Genomic DNA, 19,925 nt, shown 5'->3' on the forward strand with positions numbered 1-19,925 from the left:
GCATGACCGCGACGACACTGCCGGAATCAGCACAAAGGCTGCGGAACGGGCCCGACGCCCGTCGCCGTGCCGGTCAGCCGTTCAGTCCCAGGCGGATGCCGAAGCCGACCAGGAACACTCCGGCCACGCGCCGCAGCGCGTCGCTGACGCGCGGATGCTGGATCAACCGGCGCCGCGCCAGGTTGCCGACCCAGATCAGCAGCGAGCAGTAGGCGATGCTGACCACGAAGATGATCCCCGCCAGCGCGACGAAGGTGGCGATGCCCTGGTGCGCCCTGGGGTCGATGAACAGCGGCAGGAAGGCCATGTAGAACAGGATCGCCTTCGGATTGAGCAGGCTGACCAGGATCGCCTGCTGGAAGTAGCGGCCCGGCTGCATGCGGATCGGGCCGGCATCGCCGCCCTCCTGCCTGGGCGTGCGCAGCAGGCTGATGCCCACCCACACCAGATAGGCCGCGCCCAGGTACTGCACGGCGTGGAAAACCAGCGGGTTGGCCTTCAGCAGGGCCGCCACGCCGGCCAGGGCCAGCCACATCAGGATCTGGTCGCCGACCAGCAGGCCTGCCAGTGCGGTGTAACCACCGCGCACCCCGCCCCTGCCGGTGGCGGTCAACAGGGTGAACGTGCCAGGCCCGGGCAGGGCGAGGAACACCAGCACGGCGACCAGAAACGTCCACAGGTCCTGGATGCCCATCCACGGCATGGCGATGTTCTCTTGCTACGGGGAGCCGGTATTGTCGGCCAGTGCCGCGCGCTGCGACAGGGGGCCGCCGCCGCCCTCGGGCATGCCCGACAGCAGCGGTTGCAGGTGCTGGCGCAGTTGCGCATGCAGCTGCCGCACCGCGGGCGAGAACTGCTTGCGGTGCGGGCAGACCAGCTGCAGTGGGATGTGGCTGCCCACACCGCCAAGCAGCAGCTGCAGGCGCCCGGCGAGCACGTCCTCGCGCAGGTCCAGCCAGGACTTGTAGGTGATGCCCTCACCGGCCACCGCCCAGCGCCGCACCACATCGGCGTCGTCGCACACCAGCGGGCCCTGTACCGGGATCACCACGCGACGGCCGTCGATCTCGAAGGCCCAGCGGTCGTAGGCGCGACCACCGAGCTGGTAGGCCAGGCAGTCGTGATCGCGCAGATCATCCAGCCGCTGCGGCGTGCCGCGCCGCTGCAGGTAGCCGGGCGACGCCGCCAGCACGCGCCGGTTGCCTTCCAGCAGGGGCAGGGCGACATAGCTGGCATCATCGAAATGCCCGATGCGGATCGCCACATCGACCGGATCGCGGAATACATCAGCCACTTCGTCGGACAGGCGCAGATGCAGCCGCAAGCGCGGATGCATCGCACGGAACCGGGTCAGCCACGGCAGCAGCAGGTTGCGTCCGAAGTCCGACGGGGCAGAGAGCCGCAGCGTGCCATGCAGCTCGGCATCCTCGCCCTGCACCCGGGCCTGGCCTTCGCGCAGGGTCGCCAGCACCTCCTGCGCGTAAGGCAGGTACAGCGCGCCTTCGGCGGTCAGCCGCAGGCTGCGGGTGGTGCGCACGAACAGGCGCAGGTCCAGTTCGCGCTCGAGCCGGGCCACGGCGGCGGCGACCTGTCCGGGCAGCAGGTCGGCCTCGCGCGCGGCCTGCGAGAAGCTGCCCAGCGCGGCGGTACGGACGAACAGCTGCAGGTCGTCGAAGCGGATCATTTTCATCGCAGGAGTGAAAGTCCTGCCCGATTGTGCGCCTTTCCGGCGGACCGTGCGCGGCGCACGCTGTGGCCTCCTTTCCCACTGGACCGCTGCCATGCGCGCCATTGCCTATTCCCATGCCGGCCTGCCGATCGACGATGCACAGGCCCTGATCGATATCGACCTGCCGCTTCCGCAGCCGGGCCCGCGCGACCTCCGGGTGGCGGTGCGCGCGGTGGCGGTGAACCCGGTCGACACCAAGGTCCGCCGCAACATGGCCACCGATGGCCCGCGCGTGCTCGGCTGGGATGCCGTCGGCATCGTCGATGCGGTGGGCAGTGAGGTGACCCTGTTCCAGCCGGGCGACGCGGTGTACTACGCAGGCGTGATCGACCGGTCCGGCAGCAATGCCGAGTACCAGCTGGTGGACGAGCGCAGCGTGGGCCGCAAGCCGGCCAGCCTCGACGATGCGGCCGCCGCAGCCCTGCCGCTGACGGCGATCACGGCCTGGGAGCTGCTGTTCGATCGCCTGCGCATCGCCGAGGGCGCAGGCGAGGGCCAGACCCTGCTGGTGATCGGCGCGGCCGGTGGCGTCGGCTCGATCCTGGTGCAGCTTGCGCGTCGCCTGACCCGCTTGACCGTGATCGGCACCGCCTCGCGCCCGGAGACGCAGGACTGGGTGTACGCGATGGGCGCGCACCATGTGATCGACCACGGCCAGCCACTGGCCGAAGGGCTGGCACGGCTGGGCATCGCGCAGGTGGAGCATGTCGCCAGCCTGACCCACACCGACCAGCATTTCGCGCAGATCGTGGAGGTGCTGGCGCCACAGGGCCAGTTGGGGCTGATCGACGATCCTGGCCAGCTGGATGTGATGGCGCTCAAGCGCAAGGCGCTGTCGCTGCATTGGGAATCGATGTTCACCCGCCCGCTGTACCGGACGCCGGACATGCAGCAGCAGCACGTGCTGTTGAACCGCGTCGCGGACCTGGTCGATGCCGGCGTGCTGCAGACCACGCTGGGCGAGCATTTCGGCCGCATTGAAGCGGCGAGCCTGCGTCGCGCGCATGCCGTGCTGGAGAGTCACCGCGCCAAGGGCAAGATCGTTCTCGAGGGCTGGTAGAGGCCTGTCTGCCTCCTGCAGAGCAAAGCATGACCCGGCCCTGCAGGAGGCCTCGCGGTACGTGCCGCTGCCTCAGGGGTCACCGTTGTCGACGTGTTCGGCGAACCCGGGTCGCGACCGCAGGCGGTCAAACCAGGCGTCAAGGCAGGGCAGCGCGGGCCTGGCGCCGGGGGTGCTGCGCCAGCGCTGGGTGGACAGGCCCAGCGCGATGTCAGCCAGGGTGAAGTCGTCGCCGGTGACATACGCTCCCGTGCCGGCCAGCTGGGCATCCAGCAGACCCATGAGCTCATTCCAGCGGGCCAGGCCGGTCTCGGCGCGGCCGTCGTCGGGATAGTCAGGATGCTGCCGCACGCGCGCCATGAACACGTGGCGCCAGGCGCTGTTGAGGTCGGTCGCCTGCCAGTCCATCCATTGCTCGACCTTCGCACGCGCCTGCGCATCTGCCGGCAGCAGGTCAGCGCGTCCGGCGCGGGAGGCCAGGTAACGGCAGATGCTGTTCGATTCCCACAGCACGAAGCCGCCGTCGCGCAGCACCGGCACCTGCAGGTTCGGATTCAGCCCGGCCAGCTGCCGTGCCGACGGTGCCGGGTCGTGCTCGATGGCCAGCCTGAGCTCGGCGCACAGCCACAGCACCTTGCGTACGTTGATCGACGTGGGCTTTCCGAACAGCGCGAGCATGACCGGGGCGGGACGCAGCAGTTGAGACTGGCCCAGCCTACACTGGTGCCATGCAAACCGAATCCCTGCTCATCGCCGGCCTCCTGTTGGTCGTACTCATCCTGCAGCTGGTCGCCCTGCTGCGCCGCCCACCGCATGATCGGCTGGAGCAGGCCGTACGCGAGGAGGCACGGACGGGCCGCAGTGAACTGCGCGAACAGTTGGATGGCTTTGCCCGGGCGCTGACCGACCTGTCGACCCGCACCGACCAGCGCCTGGACCTGCTGCGCGAGGCGCTGGGCGAGGATGCACGCAAGGCACGCGCCGAAGCCGCCGACAGCCAGCAGCGCAGCGGCGCCCTGCTGGCGCAGCGGCTGCAGGAACTGCGAGGCCAGCTGGAGAGCTTCGGCCAGCAGCAGGAGGCGCGCATCCATGCCTTCGGCCAGCAGCTGCAGGAACTCACCGGCCGCACCGATGCCCAGCTCGGCGCGCTGCGCCAGACCCTGGTGGACGATGCACGCAAGGGCCGCGAGGAAGGGGCGCTGTCCCAGCAGCGTCTGACCGAGAGCCTGGGCCTGCGGCTGCAGGAGCTGACCCAGCGCAATGAACAGCGCATCGCCGAGATGCGCGCCACTCTGGAAGAACAGCTGCGCGCGCTGCAGAACGACAACGCCCAGAAGCTGGAGCAGATGCGCCACACCGTCGATGAGAAGCTGCAGTCGACGCTGGAAACACGACTGGGCCAGTCGTTCACCCTGGTCTCCGAACGCCTGGAACAGGTGCAGCGCGGGCTGGGCGAGATGCAGCAGCTGGCCACCGGCGTCGGCGACCTCAAGCGCGTGCTGACCAACGTCAAGAACCGCGGCAGCTGGGGCGAAGTGCAGCTGGAGAACATTCTCGAGCAGACCCTGACCCAGGAGCAGTACGCGCGGGGCGTCAAGGTCCGTCCAGACAGTGGCGAGATGGTCGACATCGCCGTGCGCCTGCCGGGCCGCAGGAACGACGACACGCCGGTATGGCTGCCGATCGACTCCAAGTTCCCGCGTGAGGACTATGAGCGCCTGCTCGATGCGCAGGAGCAGGGCGATGCCGAGGGCGTGCGCCTGCAGGGCATCCAGCTTGAGCGCGCGGTGCGGGTGCAGGCCAAGTCGATCTGCGAGAAGTACATCGTGCCGCCGCACACCACGGATTTCGCAGTGATGTTCCTGCCTACCGAGGGCCTGTATGCCGAAGTGATCCGGCGTCCGGGCCTGGTCGACGGCCTGCAGCGCGATCACCGCGTGGTCGTGGCCGGGCCGACCACGGTCACCGCTCTGCTCAACAGCCTGCAGATGGGTTTCCGCACGCTGGCCATCGAACAGCGGTCCAGCGAGGTGTGGAGCCTGCTGGGGGCGGTGAAGAGCGAATTCGGCAAGTTCGCCGGCATCCTCGAGAAGGCCGAGAAGCAGATCAGCACCGTGGGCCGCAGCATCGGCGACGCCAGCCGCAAGACGCGCACCATCGAGCGCAGGCTGCGCGGAGTGGAATCGCTGGCCACCGAGCAGGCGCAATCGCTGCTCGGCGACCTGGGCGAAGGGGATGCGGAAGGCAGCGGCGAGGATGACGGAAGTGAAGGCGGGACCGACGCCCGCTGAGCGACGCAGACACCCTGCCGACGGGGGCGATGCGTATGCTGGCGGCCTGTCCATCGCCAACAGGTACCGCCATGCGTTTCCACCTTGCCGCCAGTGCCGCCCTGGCCGCAGTGCTTGCTGCATGCAGCAGTACACCGCCTGCCACGCAAGCCGGTGATGCCCAGCCAGGCCCGGAGGCCACGCAGGCCTACCAGGACGCGCGTGATGTGGACTGCCAGGCCGCCGGCGGCACCCTGCAGCCGCTGGGACGCCTGCAGCGCCTGCAGTGCGTGATTCCATACGCCGACGCAGGAAAGACCTGCAGCAGCAAGCGTGACTGCACCGGCCAATGCCTGGCCAGCGACGGCATCGCCGCCGGCACGGCAGCCACCGGCACCTGCCAGCGTGACGTCAGCCAGAACTTCGGCTGTCGTCAGCGCATCGACGACGGCAAGGCACAGGGCACGCTCTGCGTGGATTGAGGCGTTCCGGCGCAGCCACGTGGCGCTATGCTGATGGGCCATTCCCCGCTGTTGCCGGAGCACCCCGCGTGAGCACCCCGATCCAGGACATTCCCCTCACCACCATCGACGGCCAGCCGTCCAGTCTTGCCGATTACCAGGGCAAGGTGCTGCTGCTGGTCAACGTCGCCTCCAAGTGCGGCCTGACCCCGCAGTACGAGGGCCTGCAGGCGCTGTATGCGCAGAAGCAGGCACAGGGGCTGGAAGTGCTCGGTTTCCCGGCCAACAATTTCCTTGGCCAGGAGCCGGGCAGCGAGGCGGAGATCCAGCAGTTCTGCCAGCTGACCTACGATGTCACATTCCCGATGTTCGCCAAGATCAGCGTGGCCGGCGATGACACGCACCCGCTCTACCAGCAGCTGATCGCCGCGCAGCCGCAGGCCATCGGCGAAGGCCCGCTGCGCGAGCGACTGTCCAGCAAGGAGATTCCGATCCACCCGGCGCCGGCGGTGTTGTGGAACTTCGAGAAGTTCCTGGTGGGCCGCGACGGCGCGGTCATCGCCCGCTTCGCGCCGGATGTGGCCGCCGATGATGCGCGTCTGCGCGAGGCCGTCGACGCCGCACTGGGCGCCTGATCGCCCGCAATGAAAAACCCCGCCGAGGCGGGGTTTTTCATCGGGTGCCGGCAGGACTCAGTTGCCCCACTGCGGCATCGGCATCGCATCGATCGGGATCGGCGAATTGGGATCGTCCTGGCCGCGGTTGCGCTTGCCACGCAGATCGTTCTCGATCTGGTAGTTGCGACGCTGCAGCCACGCATCGCGGACCAGCGCGTACTCGTCCACCGCCGAACTGCGCAGATCGTCCACCGCCAGCAGCTGCGCGCGGCTGTCGACCAGCTGCAGGCCCTGCAGGCCGATGCGGACCTTGTCCTCTTCGATGTTGCGGATCGGCGAGAGCGGCATGTCGCCGGCCAGGCCGAACACATCACGCACGGTGCGGGGACCGAAGAACGGCAGCTCGACGTAGCGCGAGCGACGCCAGCCCCATGCACCCAGCGTCTGGCCGAAGTCTTCCTTGCGGTTGGCGACCATCGCCTTGCTGGCCGGATCGAACAGGCCACCGATACCCAGCGTCGAGTTCATCAGGAAGCGACCCAGCGTGTCCCAGGCATCATCCGGACGGCCCTGCAGCAGCTGGTTGACGATCGTTACCGGCGAGCGCAGGTTGCTGAAGAAGTTGCTCACACCGGTGCGGGCAAAGCGTGGCACCACGTGGGTGTAAGCCGTCGCCAGCGGTCGCGCGACGGCATTGTCGACCGCCACGTTGAACCGGTGCACCTTGCGGTTGAACGGTTCCCACGGGTCGTAGGCCACCGCGTTGCCAGCCGCACCGTCGGCGCCGTACAGCGCGTCGAAATCATCGTCGCCGCCGGGCTGCGCAGCGGCAGCCGAGGCACTGGTTCCAGCAGACGCGTCCGTGGCCGGAGGCGTATTGGCCGTGGCCGTTTCGCCGCTGGCCACGGGGGTGGGCTCCGCTGCCGGTGCGGGGGCATCGGTGGCGGTATCGGTGGCGGCGGTCGGGCTGGCCGGAACCAGCGTATCGGCAACCGGCGCATCGCTGCGCGCGGGCTTGCCGGCACAGGCGCTGAGCGCGGCGGCCAGGACGATCAGGGGGAGAGCGCGTACGACGTTCATGTCAGCTCGCAGCAGAAGTAGCGTTGAAATCCAGGTCGGGCGACAGCCGGTAGGCTGCGCTCAGTTCGTTGTAGCCGGCGGGCATGCCGGAGATCACCAGGGGGTGGCCGGCCTTGCGCGCGCGCGCGGCCAGCTCGGCCAGCAGGGCCAGGCCGGCGCTGTCCACGCGCTCGACCTCGCCCAGTTCCAGCCGTGCCAGCTGCGCCGGCAACGCCTGCAGCTGCGGCCACAGTGCAATGACAGCGGCACGATCCAGCGCCCCGCGCAGGCGCAGGGTGCCGCCTTCCAGCAGTGCCAGCGCGTTACTTGCCATTGCTGGCCGGTCCGGCCTGGATGCTGCCGCTGTGCAGTTCGTTGGCCACCTGTCGGATGCCCTTCTGGCGCAGGGGACTGTCGAACTGGTTGCGGAAGGTCTGCACGTAGGAGATGCCCTCGATGTTGACGTCGAAGATCTTCCACTGGCCGTTCACGTTGCGCATCCAGTACTCGACGGGCGTCGGCTCGTTGCCCGCACGCACCAGCTCGGTGCTCACCCGCACGCCGCGGTTGCCGGGCAGCGGGCTTTCACCCTTCAGGCGGAAGCTCGGCCTGCCCTGGATGTTCAGCAGGGCCGAACCGTAGCGCTGCATCAGGCTGTCGGCCATCGCATCGGCGAACAGCTTGATGTCCGCATCCGACGCGCCGCGTGCATGCGTGCCCAGCACCAGGCGCGCCGCGTAGTCGCGGTCGAAGGTGCGGTTCAGTTCGCTGTCGATGTAGGAGCGCAGGCTGGACGGATTGCTGCTGAACTCGCTCTTGCGCTGCTGCAGGGTGGACAGGATGCGGCTGCTGGCATCGATCACCACTTTGCCGGCCTGGGCCTGCGGAGCGGCGGCAGCGGGGGCCGCGGCCTGCGCCTGGGCGAGCAACGGGGTCGCCAGCAGCAGCGAGGACGCGAGCAGGGCCGGGATCAGTTTCATCTTCATGGTTGCGGTTCCTTTGCAGGCGCCTGTGCGCCATCGTTGGGCTTCGGGTCTGCGCCGCCGGCGGCGCCGCCACTGAACATGTACTTGCCGACCAGCTGGATCAGGTCCACTGCCGGCTGGGTGAAGACGATCTCCTCACCGGGCTTGAGCACTTCCGGATCACCACCGGGCTGAAGACCGATATAGCTCTCGCCCAGCAAACCACTGGTGAAGATGCCGGCCGAGGTATCCGCCGGCAGGTCCTTGACCTTGCTGTCCATGCGCAGGGTCACGATGGATTCGAACTTGACCGGGTCCAGGTCGATCGCGGCAACCTGGCCGACGGTAACGCCGCCGATCTTGACCGGCGCCTGCTTGCGCAGCTGGCCGACCTGGGAGAAGCGCGCCTTCAGCTCGTAGCCGTCACCGCCCCAGCTCCAGCGCTGGTTGGTGGAAGCCACGGCCAGCACCAGCAGCGACGCCAGGGCCAGCAGCAGGAATGCGCCGACGGAGAATTCGAGTCTGGGACCGCGGATGGCCATGGGGAGTACCTGATCGAGTCGTTGTGGCCGCGCGCACCGCGCACCGCCGATGGAAGGGTTAGGTGAACAGCATTGCCGACAGCACGAAGTTGAACATCAGCACCAGCAGGGAGGCATTGACCACCGCACGGGTGGTGGCCACCGAAGTGCCTTCGATGGTCGGCTCGGCGTGGAAACCGACATAGGCGGCGACCAGGGCTGCAGTGCCGCCGAAGATCGCCGACTTCAGCATCGCCACGCCGAAATCGTCCCAGAAGTCGACACTGTTGCGCAGCGCCGACCAGAACACGCCATTGTCCAGGCCGAGCACGTGGACCGCTTCGAAGTAGCTGGCGCTGATCGCCAGCGAACAGAAGATGCCGGTCAGCAGCGGCACGGTCAGCACGGCTGCCCAGAAGCGCGGCGCCACGGCCTTGGCCACCGGGTCGATCGCCATCAGCTCCAGTGCCTTGATCTGGTCGGTGGCACGCATCAGGCCCAGTTCGGCGGCGATCGAGCTGCCGGCACGGCCGATGAACAGCAGCGCGGTCAGCACCGGGGCCAGTTCACGGTAGAGCGACAAGCCGAGCAGGGTCGACAGGGCATCGGCCGCGCCGAAGGTGGTCAGCGTGCGGTAGCCCTGCAGGGTCAACACCAGACCGACGAAGGCGCCGCCGACAGCGATGATCGGCAGCGAGCGCGCGCCGATCTTGTAGATCTCGCGGGTCAGTTCGGCCAGGAAATCACGGGTCGGCAGCGAACCGCGCAGCACGGTCAGCGAGAACAGGCCGGCGCGGCCCAGCGAGCGGGTGGCTTGGATGAAGGGCATCAGGCGACCCTCGCGCGCGGCTCGGCGTCGAACGGGATGGGGCCATCGGGCTGGCCGTGCAGGAACTGACGCAGCAACGGGTCCTGGCTGGACTGCAGCGCGTCGGGCGTGCCCTGGAAGACGATGCCGCCATTGGCGATGGCGATCACCTGGTCGCAGATCGGCAGCGTCTCGTGCACGTGGTGGCTGACGATGATGCTGGTCAGTCCCAGACTGTGGTTGAGACGCTGGATCAGGCTCATGATCACCCCGGACGCGATCGGGTCCAGCCCGGTCAGCGGCTCGTCATAGATCATCAGCGGTGGATCCAGCGCCAGCGCACGGGCCAGCGCTACGCGGCGCGCCATGCCGCCGGACAGCTCGCGCGGCCAGGCATCGGCCGCGGCCAGCAATCCCACCGCGTGCAGCTTCATCTGCACCAGCCGGCGCAGCACCGCCGCCGGCAGGCGGGTGTGGGTGCGCAGCGGCAGGGCGACGTTCTCGGCCACGGTGAGGTCGGTCAGCAGGCCATTGCCCTGCAGCAGGACGCCGACGCTCTTGCGCATCTCCAGCAGCTCGCCGCTGCGGTGCGGGATCGGCTTGCCGAACAGGGTGATATCGCCGGCCGCCGGGCGCAGTTCGCCGGTCAGCGCGGCCAGCAGGGTCGACTTGCCGCTGCCGGAGGGACCGAGCACGGCGGTGATGCTGCCCTTCGGCACCTGCAGGGAAACGTCGCGCAGGATCGTGCGTCCGCTCCGGTCGATGCGGACGTTGGACAACTGCACCAGACTGGAGGTGGAAGCCGACATGGGCACCATTAACATTTTTTCGACATCGAAGGATCGGGTCAGCCGGCTGAACATAAGCAGACTGGACGGTGCAGTATTGTGGCACGGCAGGGCCCCGGGCAGGTCGGGACAATCGCCGGGCGACCCGGAACAATCCGTGCCGGTGACAGGTTTGACCATTGAATACTGCCAGCCGTGCTGCACACTGTGCATGATGAGTGACCCGGGCAGCGACTTCCGCCTCTACCATTCCAACTCGCTGGATGTGCTGGCCGCGCTGCTGGCACGCAACGTCCGTGCGCCGATGCCAGGGCAGCCGCTGCTCGCACCGGACGTGGTGCTGATCCCGCAGGTGGCGATGCGGCGCTGGCTGCAGGCGACATTGGCCGCCGAATACGGTGTCGCCGCCAACCTCGAATTCCTCACCCCGGGTGAGTTCGTCGCCCGTGCGCTCAACGCCAACGTCGATGGCGAAGCCGACGATCTCGATGCTGCCGGCCTGCACTGGCGGCTGTACCGGGCGCTGCGCGATCCGGCGCTGCTCGGGCAACCACCGATGCGCGCGCTGCAGTCCTATCTTGCCGGCAGCGATGGGCTGAAACCCTGGGCCCTGGCCGGCGAGCTGGCGTCGGTGTTCGAGAAATACCAGGCCTGGCGGCGCGACTGGCTGCTGCGCTGGGAGGCCGGGGCCGACCCGGCCGATCCCCAGGCGATCCTGTGGCGCGCCGTTGCCGGTGGGCATGGCTACCGCGCGCGCCGCATCCAGACCTACCTGGACCGCTTCGAGGGCGCCGGCCAGCCATTGCCGCAGGGGTTGCCGCCGCGCATGTCCGCATTCGCGACGCTCAACATCTCCCCGGACGTGCTGCGGGTCATGGCGACCCAGGCGCGGGTGGGCGAACTGCATTTCTACCTGCCCACCCCGGTGCAGTCGTACTGGGGCGACCTGCAGACCCTGGCCGAGCGGCTGCGCAGCGGCGCTCCCGATCCCTTCGGCGAAGCGGCGGGAGAAAACCGCCTGCTGGAAGCCTGGGGCGCAGCCGGCCGCGACTTCATGGCGGTGCTGGGCAGCTATGAAGTGGTACACCCGGCCGGTGAGATCGCCGCCTACATCGACCCGGAAGACGACGTGCGGCCGACGATGGCCGACGGCGGCCTGTCCGACAGCCTGCTGCACCGCCTGCAGCGCGATCTGTTCCACCGTCGGGCGCTGCCGTCCGGCGAACTGCGTGATGGCCTGGCCGGCGATGATCCCAGCCTGCAGGTGCACGCCTGCCACACCCGCCTGCGCGAACTGCAGGTCCTGCACGACCAGCTGCGTGGCCTGCTTGAGGATGACCGCTTCGACCCGCCGCTGCAGGCCCGCGAGATCGCCGTGCTGGCGCCGGACATCGATCCCTACGTGCCCTACCTGGAGGCCGTGTTCGGTGGCCGCGGTGGCGAGGACGACCACATTCCCTACGCGTTGGCCGACAGCAGTCCGCTGGCGGGCGAACCGCTGGCCGATGTGTTCGTGCACCTGATTGGCCTGCCGGTCTCGCGGTTTGGCCTGAATGAAATGCTGGATCTGCTGGCCAGCGCGCCCCTGGCCGAGGCAGCCGGACTGGACGCGACCGACTTCGACCGCCTGCATGGCTGGCTGCAGCAGGCGGGCGCACGCTGGGGGCTGGATGCGGACCATCGCGCCCAGCACGGCGCGCCACCGGATGATGCCTACACCTGGCAGTTCGCGCTGGATCGCCTGCTGCTGGGCCATGCCACCGGCAGCGATGCCGACCTGGCCGGCGTCGCGCCGTGGACCGGGCTGGAAGGTGGCGCGCTGGATGCGCTGGACCGCCTGCTGCGCCTGCTGCGGGTACTGGCCGCCTACCAGCGCCGTCTTGGCGAGACGTTGACTCCGGCGCAGTGGCGGCAGCGCCTGCTGTCGCTGCTGGATGCGCTGCTGCCGACCCCGCCCGGCTCACCCAACAGCCAGCGCGCGCTGGAGCGGCTGCGCAAACTGCTCAACCAGTTCGCCGAAGACGCAGACAAGGCCGGCTTCAGCGACGGGGTGCCTCCTGAAGTGATACGTGCGCATTTCGGCTCCGCCCTGGCCGAAGCCGACACGCGTGCACCTCTGCTGACCGGCGGCATCAGCTTCGGCCGCATGGTGCCGATGCGATTGCTGCCGTTCCGGGTGATCTGCGTACTCGGCCTCAATGATGGCGATTTCCCGCGTCGCGATCCGGCGGCCGGCCTGAACCAGCTCACCGCCGAACTGGACACGCCCCGACGCCGCCCGGGCGACCGTTCCACCCGCGAGGACGATCGCTTCCTGTTCCTGCAGCTGTTCGCCGCCGCACAGGACGTGTTCTACCTCAGTTATCTCGGCGCCGATCCGCGCGATGGCAGCGTGCGGGAACCGTCGGTGCTGGTCAGCGAGCTGATCGACGCCGTGGCGGCCTACCACCTCGATCCAGCCGCCGCCGCCGCGGCATTCACGGTCCGCCACGCGCTGCAGCCGTTCTCCCCCGCCGCGTTCGGCGATGGCGACCCGCGTCGCTTCAGCTACCGCCGGCAATGGCATCCGGCAGCCGGTCGCCTGGCCGGGCAGCGTGGCGGGCTGTCGCCGTGGTTCGACGCGGCGGCGCTGCCGCCGCCGGTCGAAGCTGCGGTGGAAGAAGAACTGTCTCTGGAAAGCCTGCGCCGGTTCCTGTGCGACCCGGCTGGGCAGTTCCTGTCGCAGTCTCTGGGCCTTCGACTGGCCGATGAGGTCGAGGACGTCGTTGATCTGGAGCCGCTGGTGCTGTCCGCGCGAGGGCCGGACACGCGCAGTGTGCAGGCCGCGGTGGTGCGTGCCACCCTCACCGGCGATGACGACCCGCTCTACCCGAGGCTGCGCGCACGTGCGCTGGTGCCGTCCGGTGCGCTGGGCGAGCGGCAGTTCGAGGTGGAACAATCGAAGACCCGCCCCTATGCCGACGCAATGCTGGGCTGGATGCAGGGCGTACAGCCGGAAAGCCGCCGCTATGAGGTCCAGATCGACGGCGTGCGCCTGCACGGCCGGGTTGCCGATCGCCATCCTGGTGGTCTGGTGCGGCTGCGCGCGGGCACGCTCAACGGCAACGCGGTGATCCGCCAGGGGCTGGACTGGCTGCTGGCCAATGCGGCAGGCGACGCGTTGCCGCTGGTCCAGTTCCACGACGGTGGTGACGCCGGTCAGGGTCCGCACGTCCTGCCGGCACTGTCCGTGCCCGCGGCGCGGGCCGCCCTGCGCGCGCTGCTGCAGCTGCGCCGGCGTGGCCTGCGTGAGCCGTTGTGGTTCGCTCCCTACACCGGCTGGGTGCTGTACACGACCAGCGGCGAGAAACAGCGCAGCGAGGGCTGGAAGCAGTGGCATGGCAGCGACCGCAGCTGGGGCGAATCCCGCAGTGACGCCTGGCAGTTGCTGATGCGCGGTGCCGATCCCTTCGCAGACGATGCCCGGTATGCCGAGCTGCTGCACAACAGCCAGGTGGTGTTCGGCGCGCTGCGCGAAGGCCGCGTGCCCGGCGCCGGTTCACATACAGAGGTCACCGGATGAACGCTACCGTGGCAGGCAGCCCCATCGAACATCCCGGTATCGACCCGTATCTCGCACTGCCCCTGGATGGCGTCCGCCTGATCGAAGCCAGTGCCGGCACCGGCAAGACCTTCACCCTGGCCACGCTGTTCACCCGGCTCGTGGTCGAGCAGGGCCTGCGTATCGGCCAGATCCTGGCGGTGACCTTCACCGATGCCGCTACCCAGGAACTGCGCAAGCGCATCCGTGAGCGACTGGCGCTGGCCGCGCGGATGGTCGACCTGCCTCCGGGCGACGGCGAGGCACCCGACATGCGGTTGACCCGGCAGATCCTGAGGCGCCATCTCGATGCCGGCAATGAGAGCGCGGCGGCGCTGAAGCGTCGCCTGCAGGTCGCTGCCGACGAAATCGATCTGGCCGCGATCTTCACCATCCACGGCTTCTGCACCCGCGTGCTGCGCGAGCACGCACTGGAGAGCGGCCACACCTTCGATCCTCCGGAGCTGCTGACCAGCGACCGCGAGCTGATGGAGGAACTGGCGGCTGACCTGTGGCGCGTGCACGCCAACGATCCGGCCACACTGGAGCCGCTGACCTTGTTGTGGTCGAGCCCGGACGCACTGGCAGGCGACCTGCGCGCGCTGCTGGCCGCACCGCCGCTGCATCCATTGCCATTGCCGACGCTGCCGGACGATCCGCGGCCGCGGATGCTGCAGGCCGCGCAGGTCCTCGCGTCCGCCATCGACTCTGGTCTTGATGCGGCCCGTGGGCAGATCGCCACGGCGTTCGAGAAGAAGGTCTTCGATGGACGTCGTGCCAAGCGGCCGAGCTTCGACAAGGCATTCTCCACCCTGGTCGCCGGGCAGGCGGTCGCGGACTGGTCACGCGATGGAAAACTCCATCTGGAGAAGCTGCTGCCCACTTCGATGCAGGCACTCTGCCGGAACGATCAGCAGGGCGCCTGCCCGGATGCGCCCCTCTTCGACGCATTGCAGGCCTGGTGGGATGCCGCCGACGTGGTCATGTCGTGGCTTCGCCAGCGCGCGATCCGCTTCCTGCACGCCCTGCGCGCCGAAGCCGCGCAGCGACTGGCCCTGTTGAAACAGACGCGACGGGTGCAGACCTACGATGACCTGATCGACGGCGTGGCGCTTGCCCTGCAGGGGCCGCAACGGCTGACGCTGGTGCAACGGCTGCGCGCGCAGTACCGCATTGCCCTGGTCGATGAGTTCCAGGACACCGATGACCGCCAATGGGGCATCTTCCACACCCTGTTCGGCGATTCGCCGGAGGTACGCGAACTGGGACTGGCGCCAGCGCTGTTCCTGATCGGCGATCCGAAGCAGGCGATCTATGGCTTCCGCGGCGGCGACATCCATACTTACCTCAAGGCCAGGCAGGTTGCGCAGCCTGCGCCGGCACTGGACCAGAATTTCCGCTCGCGGCCTGCGCTGCTGCGCGTGCTGCAGATGCTGTACGACAACGGCGGTGAGGACGCCTTCCTCGAGCGTGACATCCGCTTCGAGCCGGTGCGGCCGGGCGGCGTACGTGTAGATGCGGATTACCAGCGTGATGGCCATGCCGCCGCAGCCCTGACCCTGCGCGTGCTGCGCAGCGGCGGTGACAGGCCGCTGGCTGCCGATGCCTCCCGCGAGGCAGCGACGCGGGCGTGTGTGGCCGCCATTCACCAGGTGCTGGTGGACGCGCGCGCCGGCAGGGCCCTGCTGCGTGGTCGCCCGGTGCAGCCGGCTGACATCGCCGTGCTGGTGCGTTCGCATCGCGAGGCCACGCTTGTGCAGCGTGCGCTGGCGGCTGTTGGAATTCCCGCGGTGGCAGCCGGCAGGCAGAGCCTGTTCGCCACCAGCGAAGCCCGCGACCTGCGCGCGCTGCTGCTGGCCCTGCTGCAACCGGCCGACGAAGGCCGCCTGCGCACCGCGCTGGCCACCGTGCTGCTCGGCCAGCCTGCCAGTGCGATCGCAACGATGGAACGCGAAGGCGACCTGCAGCGGGGATTCCAGGCGCAGCTGCTGCACTGGCGCGAACGATGGCAGCGCGGCGGCCCGTTCGCGGTGATCGCCGACGTCTGCGCCGCACAGGGCGAACGCCTGCTGGCGCTGATCGATGGCGAGCGCCGGCTGACCAATTACCTCCAGCTCGGCGAGCTGCTGCAGGAGGCGTCGGCACAGGCGCTGGGCATGCATGGCCTGCTGGACTGGCTGCAGGGCCGGATGGCCAGCGCCGACCAGGACGATGAGCAGCAGCTGCTGCGCCTGGAATCGGACGCGCGCCGTGTGCAGATCATCACCCTGCACAAGAGCAAGGGCCTGGAATACCCCTTGGTGTTCCTGCCGTTCGTGGGCATCGAGCGCGGCGCGAACAACAGCGCTGCACACTGCACCGTGCATCTGGACGGCGAGCGCCAGCTGCACTGGAAGCTGGACAGGGATGAGGTGTGGGACGCCGTCAGCCGCCAGGCGCGGCACGAACAGCAGGCAGAGGACGCGCGCCTGCTGTACGTCGGCATGACCCGAGCCGAGCACGCGCTGTGGATCGCCATCGGTGACCTGGCCGGTCTTGCCAGGACCCCACTGGCGCCGTTGCTGGGCGACCTGCAGGCCCTGCGTGGGTGCGCCGATGTGCAGGTCGACGACAGCGAGCCGGTGGCGCAGCTGCCGCAGCTGGCGGTGGAAATGGACGGCGAACTTCCGGCAGTGCGCACGCAGGCGCGTCGCGTGCCCCACGACTGGTGGGTATACAGCTTCACCCAGCTGGCCCATGCCGATGCCGGCAGTGGCAGTGACATCGAGGCGGCCGCCACCGAACTTCCGGCGCCGGCGGCCGACGAACCGGTTGGCGCAGAGCTGCCCCTGGAGCCCGCGCTGCCGGATCCTGCCGCGACCGAAGAGGCCGCGCCGGTCGACCCGCGTTTCATGGGCAGCCGCTTCGGCAACGTGCTGCACGAAGCGATGGAGAACGTCGACTTCGCCGCATGGGGCGCCTGGCAGCCTGGCCAGGAAGCGCCGGAAGGCCAGGCCGCCGTGCTGCGCAAGGCATTGCGCGAAGAGGGCTATGCAGATGCGGACCTGGATGACGGCATCGCGGTGCTGGTGCCACTGGTCGGCCAGACCCTCATCGCGGAGCTGCCGGAGGGCGGCGCGCTGTACAGCGTGCCCGCGCAGGATCGTCGTGCCGAGATCGACTTCCACTTCGCCATCGAGCCGACCGCTGTGCCGGCGCTGCTGGATGTACTGCATGCCCATGGCATCGCCAGCGCGCGCCGGGGCTTCGGCCAGCGCCGCCGGCTGGAAGGACTGATGACCGGCATGATCGACCTCACCTACGTGCGCGATGGCCGCTGGTACGTGCTCGACTACAAATCCAACCGGCTGCCGGGCTACAGCCCCGACCTGCTGGCCATCGCCATGCGCCACAGCGAGTACGACCTGCAGGCCCTGATCTATACCGTCGCGCTGCATCGCTGGCTGCGCTTCCGGCTGGGGGCGGCCTACCGCTACGAACGCGACATGGGCGGCATCCGCTATCTGTTCTGCCGCGGCCTGGATGGCACTGGCAATGGCGTCTACACCGATCGTTTCCCGCTCGAACTGGTGGACGCGCTCGATGCGTTGTTCGCCGGAGGCAGGCAGGCCCTGGCCGAGCTGGCGGCACGCGCGCTTGGAGCCAGCGCATGAGCCTGCTCAGGGATCTGTACCGCAATGGCCAGCTGCGGACGATCGACCACGCCTTGGCGACCGGCCTGCAGCGCCTGCGCACGGACACCCCGGAGGACGTGGCCCTGGCGGCGGCCCTGGCCTCGCTGGCGGTATCGCTGGGGCATGCCGGTTTCGATCCGGCGCAGCCGCACCGGCTGCTGGAAGGCGTATCCGCCTGGCCGGCGCCGCAATCCTGGATCGAGCAGCTGCGCGCCTCGCCCTGGGTCGCGACCCCCGGGCGCGCCGATGCTGTCGCAGATGACGCCCCGCTGGTGATGGAGAATGGCCTGCTGTACCTGCGCCGCTATCGCGAGTACGAGCGGCAGCTGGCGGCAGGCCTGCAGCGCATCGGCGGCCATCCGCTGCCGGCGCCGGATCTGCCCGCGTTGGCGCCTCTGTTCGCACGGCTGTTCCCGCAGGCCCGGGATGCCGAGGATCATCAGGCGCGCGCGGCAGGCGTGACCCTGCGTCATCCCTTGGCGCTGGTGACCGGAGGACCCGGCACCGGCAAGACCACCACCATCGCGCGCCTGCTGCTGTTGCTGGCTGCGCAGGCAGCGCATTCCGGCCAGCCACCGCCGAAGGTGGCCTTGGCCGCACCGACCGGCCGCGCCGCAGAGCGGATGGCTGAAAGCCTGCGTCTGGCCGTGCAGCGGTTGCAGGAGGAGGGCCTGGACCCGGCGCTGTGCGCCGCATTGCCTACCACCGGTACCACCCTGCATCGCCTGCTGGGCGTCATTCCCGACTCGCCCCGCTTCCGCCACCACGCCGATAATCCGCTGCCGCTGGATGTGGTGGTGATCGACGAAGCGTCGATGATCGATCTGCCGATGATGGCCAAGCTGGTCGATGCCATCGCCAGCGGCACCCGCCTGATCCTGCTCGGCGATCCTGACCAGCTGCCCTCGGTCGAAGCCGGCGACGTGCTGGGCGCGATCCTGCGAGCCAGCGGTGATGGCATGGGCACGCGCGTCGATGATGCACTGGCGTTGCAGGGGATGTTGGCGGCACCGGCATTGCAGCCGCCGGCGCCGGTCCATGCATTCACCGGTCGGCGGGTGCAGCTGCAGCGCGGTTACCGGCAGAGCGACGCATTGGATCTGGCACCGTTGGCGCGTGCCGTCCGCGATGGCGACAGCGTCACCACGCTGCGACTGCTGCGCAGTGGCGAACTGTCGGGAGTCCGCTTCCACGAAGGGGAGCCGGATCCGCTGCGTGACCAGCGTGAGCATCTGCTGGGCCGCTGGCGTGCATTGGCCGATATCCGGGACCCGGTCCTGGCACTGCAGCAGGCCGGCCGCCTGCGCGTGCTGACCGCGCTGCGTGAAGGGCCGCAGGGAGCCCGTGGCCTCAACGAGCGGATCGAACAGCTGCTGGCCGGCACCACCCCGGGCTACTTCCAGGGGCGCCTGCTGCTGGTAACCGAGAACAGCTATCGGCATCGCTTGTTCAACGGCGATGTCGGCATCTGCCTGCGCGACAGCACGGGCGCGATGGTGGCGTGGTTCCCCGGCGACACCGCCGATCAGCCGCGCGCCTTCCATCCGGCCGCATTGCCGGCGCACGAGAGCGCGTTCGCAATGACCGTGCACAAGGCACAGGGCTCGGAGTTCGATGAGGTCTGGCTGCAACTGCCACGGCAGGACAGTCGCGTGCTGTCGCGCGAGCTGATCTACACCGGGCTGACCCGTGCCCGCCAGGTCCTGCATGTGGCGGCCAGTGCCGACGTGCTGCAGGCCGCGCTCAAGCGCCATGCCAGTCGAATCGGCGGCCTGGCCTGGCGGCTGGGTGCAGAAGAGGTGGCCGAACAACCAGCGCGCATGGAACAGCCCACGGTGCAGGGCCAGTTGTTCTGAACCGGGGTCGGATCCCCTTCCCAACGGGAACGGGATCCGACCCGGCGTCATTCCGCGATCAGCACCAGGCCATCGGGGAAGACGATGGCCGCTTCATCCGCGCTGACATCAAAGAAGCCCACCCCGTGCTCCTCCGCAAGGTCCTGTACCCGGCCGTGCGCACGCTCGGCCACGGAGTAGGCAAACGCACCGTAGATGACGTGCCGGCCGATGCTGTAGTCGGTGACCTCGGCGCGATCGTCCCCATCGTTGCTCAGCGGACCATTCAAGGGCGGGAACTCCTGTGCCATCGCGGCGAACCAGCCCTGCAGTGCCGGACTGCTGACCACCGGATCGTCGTACTCGTGGTTCTCGCCCCAGGCGGTCTGCTTCTCGAACCAGGCGATGAACGCTGCCGCCTCACGCGGGGCGACGCTGGCCTCGAACACCATCATGTCGTAACTCATTGAACCGTCCTGTTGTCGGGGCGAAAGGCCGCCGGGCATCGCCCGGCGCTACGGGGTAGCGATGGTAGCGCCGGGCCATGCCCGGCGGATC

Annotated in this window: 17 protein-coding genes; 7 read left to right on the plus strand and 10 right to left on the minus strand. The window is 69.0% G+C overall.

The features are described 5' to 3' along the window. Window positions 1-73: 73 nt before the first annotated feature. A complete protein-coding gene (gene leuE, locus AC5P5M_RS17710; protein ID WP_053517234.1) occupies window positions 74-703 on the minus strand; it encodes a leucine efflux protein LeuE in 630 nt (209 codons plus the stop codon). Window positions 704-718: 15 nt separating this feature from the next. Further along, a complete protein-coding gene (locus AC5P5M_RS17715; protein WP_495206210.1) occupies window positions 719-1,690 on the minus strand; it encodes a LysR family transcriptional regulator in 972 nt (323 codons plus the stop codon). A 91-nt stretch (window positions 1,691-1,781) separates the two neighbouring features. Here AC5P5M_RS17715 and AC5P5M_RS17720 point away from each other — a divergent pair, with 91 nt between their 5' ends. Then, complete coding sequence (locus AC5P5M_RS17720) at window positions 1,782-2,789, plus strand: zinc-binding alcohol dehydrogenase family protein (protein ID WP_164151451.1); 1,008 nt, start codon at window positions 1,782-1,784, stop codon at window positions 2,787-2,789. 72 nt (window positions 2,790-2,861) lie between these two features. Here AC5P5M_RS17720 and AC5P5M_RS17725 read toward each other — a convergent pair whose 3' ends face one another. Continuing rightward, entirely contained in the window at window positions 2,862-3,467 is a 606-nt protein-coding gene (locus AC5P5M_RS17725; protein WP_164151449.1) for a glutathione S-transferase family protein, read from the minus strand. 50 nt (window positions 3,468-3,517) lie between these two features. On the opposite strand from AC5P5M_RS17725, the gene AC5P5M_RS17730 reads away from it, so the two are divergent. From AC5P5M_RS17730 to AC5P5M_RS17740, 3 genes are all read left to right on the plus strand, one after another. Next, window positions 3,518-5,080: a DNA recombination protein RmuC gene (locus AC5P5M_RS17730; protein ID WP_164151447.1), complete on the plus strand. Its 1,563-nt coding sequence runs from the start codon at window positions 3,518-3,520 to the stop codon at window positions 5,078-5,080. A 71-nt stretch (window positions 5,081-5,151) separates the two neighbouring features. Further along, window positions 5,152-5,541, plus strand: a complete 390-nt coding sequence (locus AC5P5M_RS17735; protein ID WP_111187105.1) for a hypothetical protein — start codon at window positions 5,152-5,154, stop codon at window positions 5,539-5,541. A gap of 68 nt (window positions 5,542-5,609) precedes the next feature. Then, entirely contained in the window at window positions 5,610-6,155 is a 546-nt protein-coding gene (locus tag AC5P5M_RS17740) for a glutathione peroxidase (RefSeq protein WP_065174060.1), read from the plus strand. 57 nt (window positions 6,156-6,212) lie between these two features. On the opposite strand, the gene AC5P5M_RS17745 is transcribed toward AC5P5M_RS17740, so the two are convergent. The 6 genes from AC5P5M_RS17745 to AC5P5M_RS17770 are packed head-to-tail and all read right to left on the minus strand — an operon-like array spanning window position 6,213 to window position 10,299. Further along, on the minus strand, window positions 6,213-7,217 hold the full coding sequence (locus AC5P5M_RS17745) for an MlaA family lipoprotein (protein ID WP_065174059.1): 1,005 nt from the start codon (window positions 7,215-7,217) through the stop codon (window positions 6,213-6,215). A gap of 1 nt (window position 7,218) precedes the next feature. Continuing rightward, window positions 7,219-7,530: an STAS domain-containing protein gene (locus AC5P5M_RS17750; RefSeq protein ID WP_053517244.1), complete on the minus strand. Its 312-nt coding sequence runs from the start codon at window positions 7,528-7,530 to the stop codon at window positions 7,219-7,221. Continuing rightward, entirely contained in the window at window positions 7,520-8,182 is a 663-nt protein-coding gene (locus AC5P5M_RS17755; protein ID WP_065174058.1) for an MlaC/ttg2D family ABC transporter substrate-binding protein, read from the minus strand. Before AC5P5M_RS17755 ends, AC5P5M_RS17750 begins: the two co-directional genes overlap by 11 nt. Continuing rightward, window positions 8,179-8,703 carry an outer membrane lipid asymmetry maintenance protein MlaD gene (mlaD, locus tag AC5P5M_RS17760; protein ID WP_495206211.1) on the minus strand — a complete coding sequence of 175 codons (525 nt, stop codon included), beginning with the start codon at window positions 8,701-8,703 and terminating at the stop codon, window positions 8,179-8,181. The genes AC5P5M_RS17755 and mlaD overlap by 4 nt, the downstream gene beginning before the upstream one ends. A gap of 58 nt (window positions 8,704-8,761) precedes the next feature. Continuing rightward, a complete protein-coding gene (locus AC5P5M_RS17765; RefSeq protein ID WP_065174057.1) occupies window positions 8,762-9,511 on the minus strand; it encodes an MlaE family lipid ABC transporter permease subunit in 750 nt (249 codons plus the stop codon). Continuing rightward, window positions 9,511-10,299, minus strand: coding sequence for an ABC transporter ATP-binding protein (locus AC5P5M_RS17770; protein WP_495206212.1), 789 nt, complete (start codon window positions 10,297-10,299; stop codon window positions 9,511-9,513). The genes AC5P5M_RS17765 and AC5P5M_RS17770 overlap by 1 nt, the downstream gene beginning before the upstream one ends. A 190-nt stretch (window positions 10,300-10,489) precedes the next feature. Here AC5P5M_RS17770 and recC point away from each other — a divergent pair, with 190 nt between their 5' ends. The 3 genes from recC to recD are packed head-to-tail and all read left to right on the plus strand — an operon-like array spanning window position 10,490 to window position 19,388. Next, window positions 10,490-13,840, plus strand: a complete 3,351-nt coding sequence (gene recC / locus AC5P5M_RS17775) for an exodeoxyribonuclease V subunit gamma (RefSeq protein ID WP_495206213.1) — start codon at window positions 10,490-10,492, stop codon at window positions 13,838-13,840. 8 nt (window positions 13,841-13,848) lie between these two features. Beyond that, window positions 13,849-17,511, plus strand: coding sequence for an exodeoxyribonuclease V subunit beta (gene recB, locus AC5P5M_RS17780; RefSeq protein ID WP_495206214.1), 3,663 nt, complete (start codon window positions 13,849-13,851; stop codon window positions 17,509-17,511). Next, window positions 17,508-19,388: an exodeoxyribonuclease V subunit alpha gene (gene recD / locus AC5P5M_RS17785; RefSeq protein ID WP_495206215.1), complete on the plus strand. Its 1,881-nt coding sequence runs from the start codon at window positions 17,508-17,510 to the stop codon at window positions 19,386-19,388. Before recB ends, recD begins: the two co-directional genes overlap by 4 nt. A gap of 47 nt (window positions 19,389-19,435) precedes the next feature. Here recD and AC5P5M_RS17790 read toward each other — a convergent pair whose 3' ends face one another. After that, the gene (locus tag AC5P5M_RS17790) at window positions 19,436-19,834 is read right to left on the minus strand and encodes a hypothetical protein (protein WP_164151439.1); all 399 of its coding nucleotides are present in this window, start codon (window positions 19,832-19,834) and stop codon (window positions 19,436-19,438) included. Window positions 19,835-19,925: the final 91 nt, after the last annotated feature.

The organism is Stenotrophomonas sp. YJH_SMC_106-19, assembly GCF_059368375.1.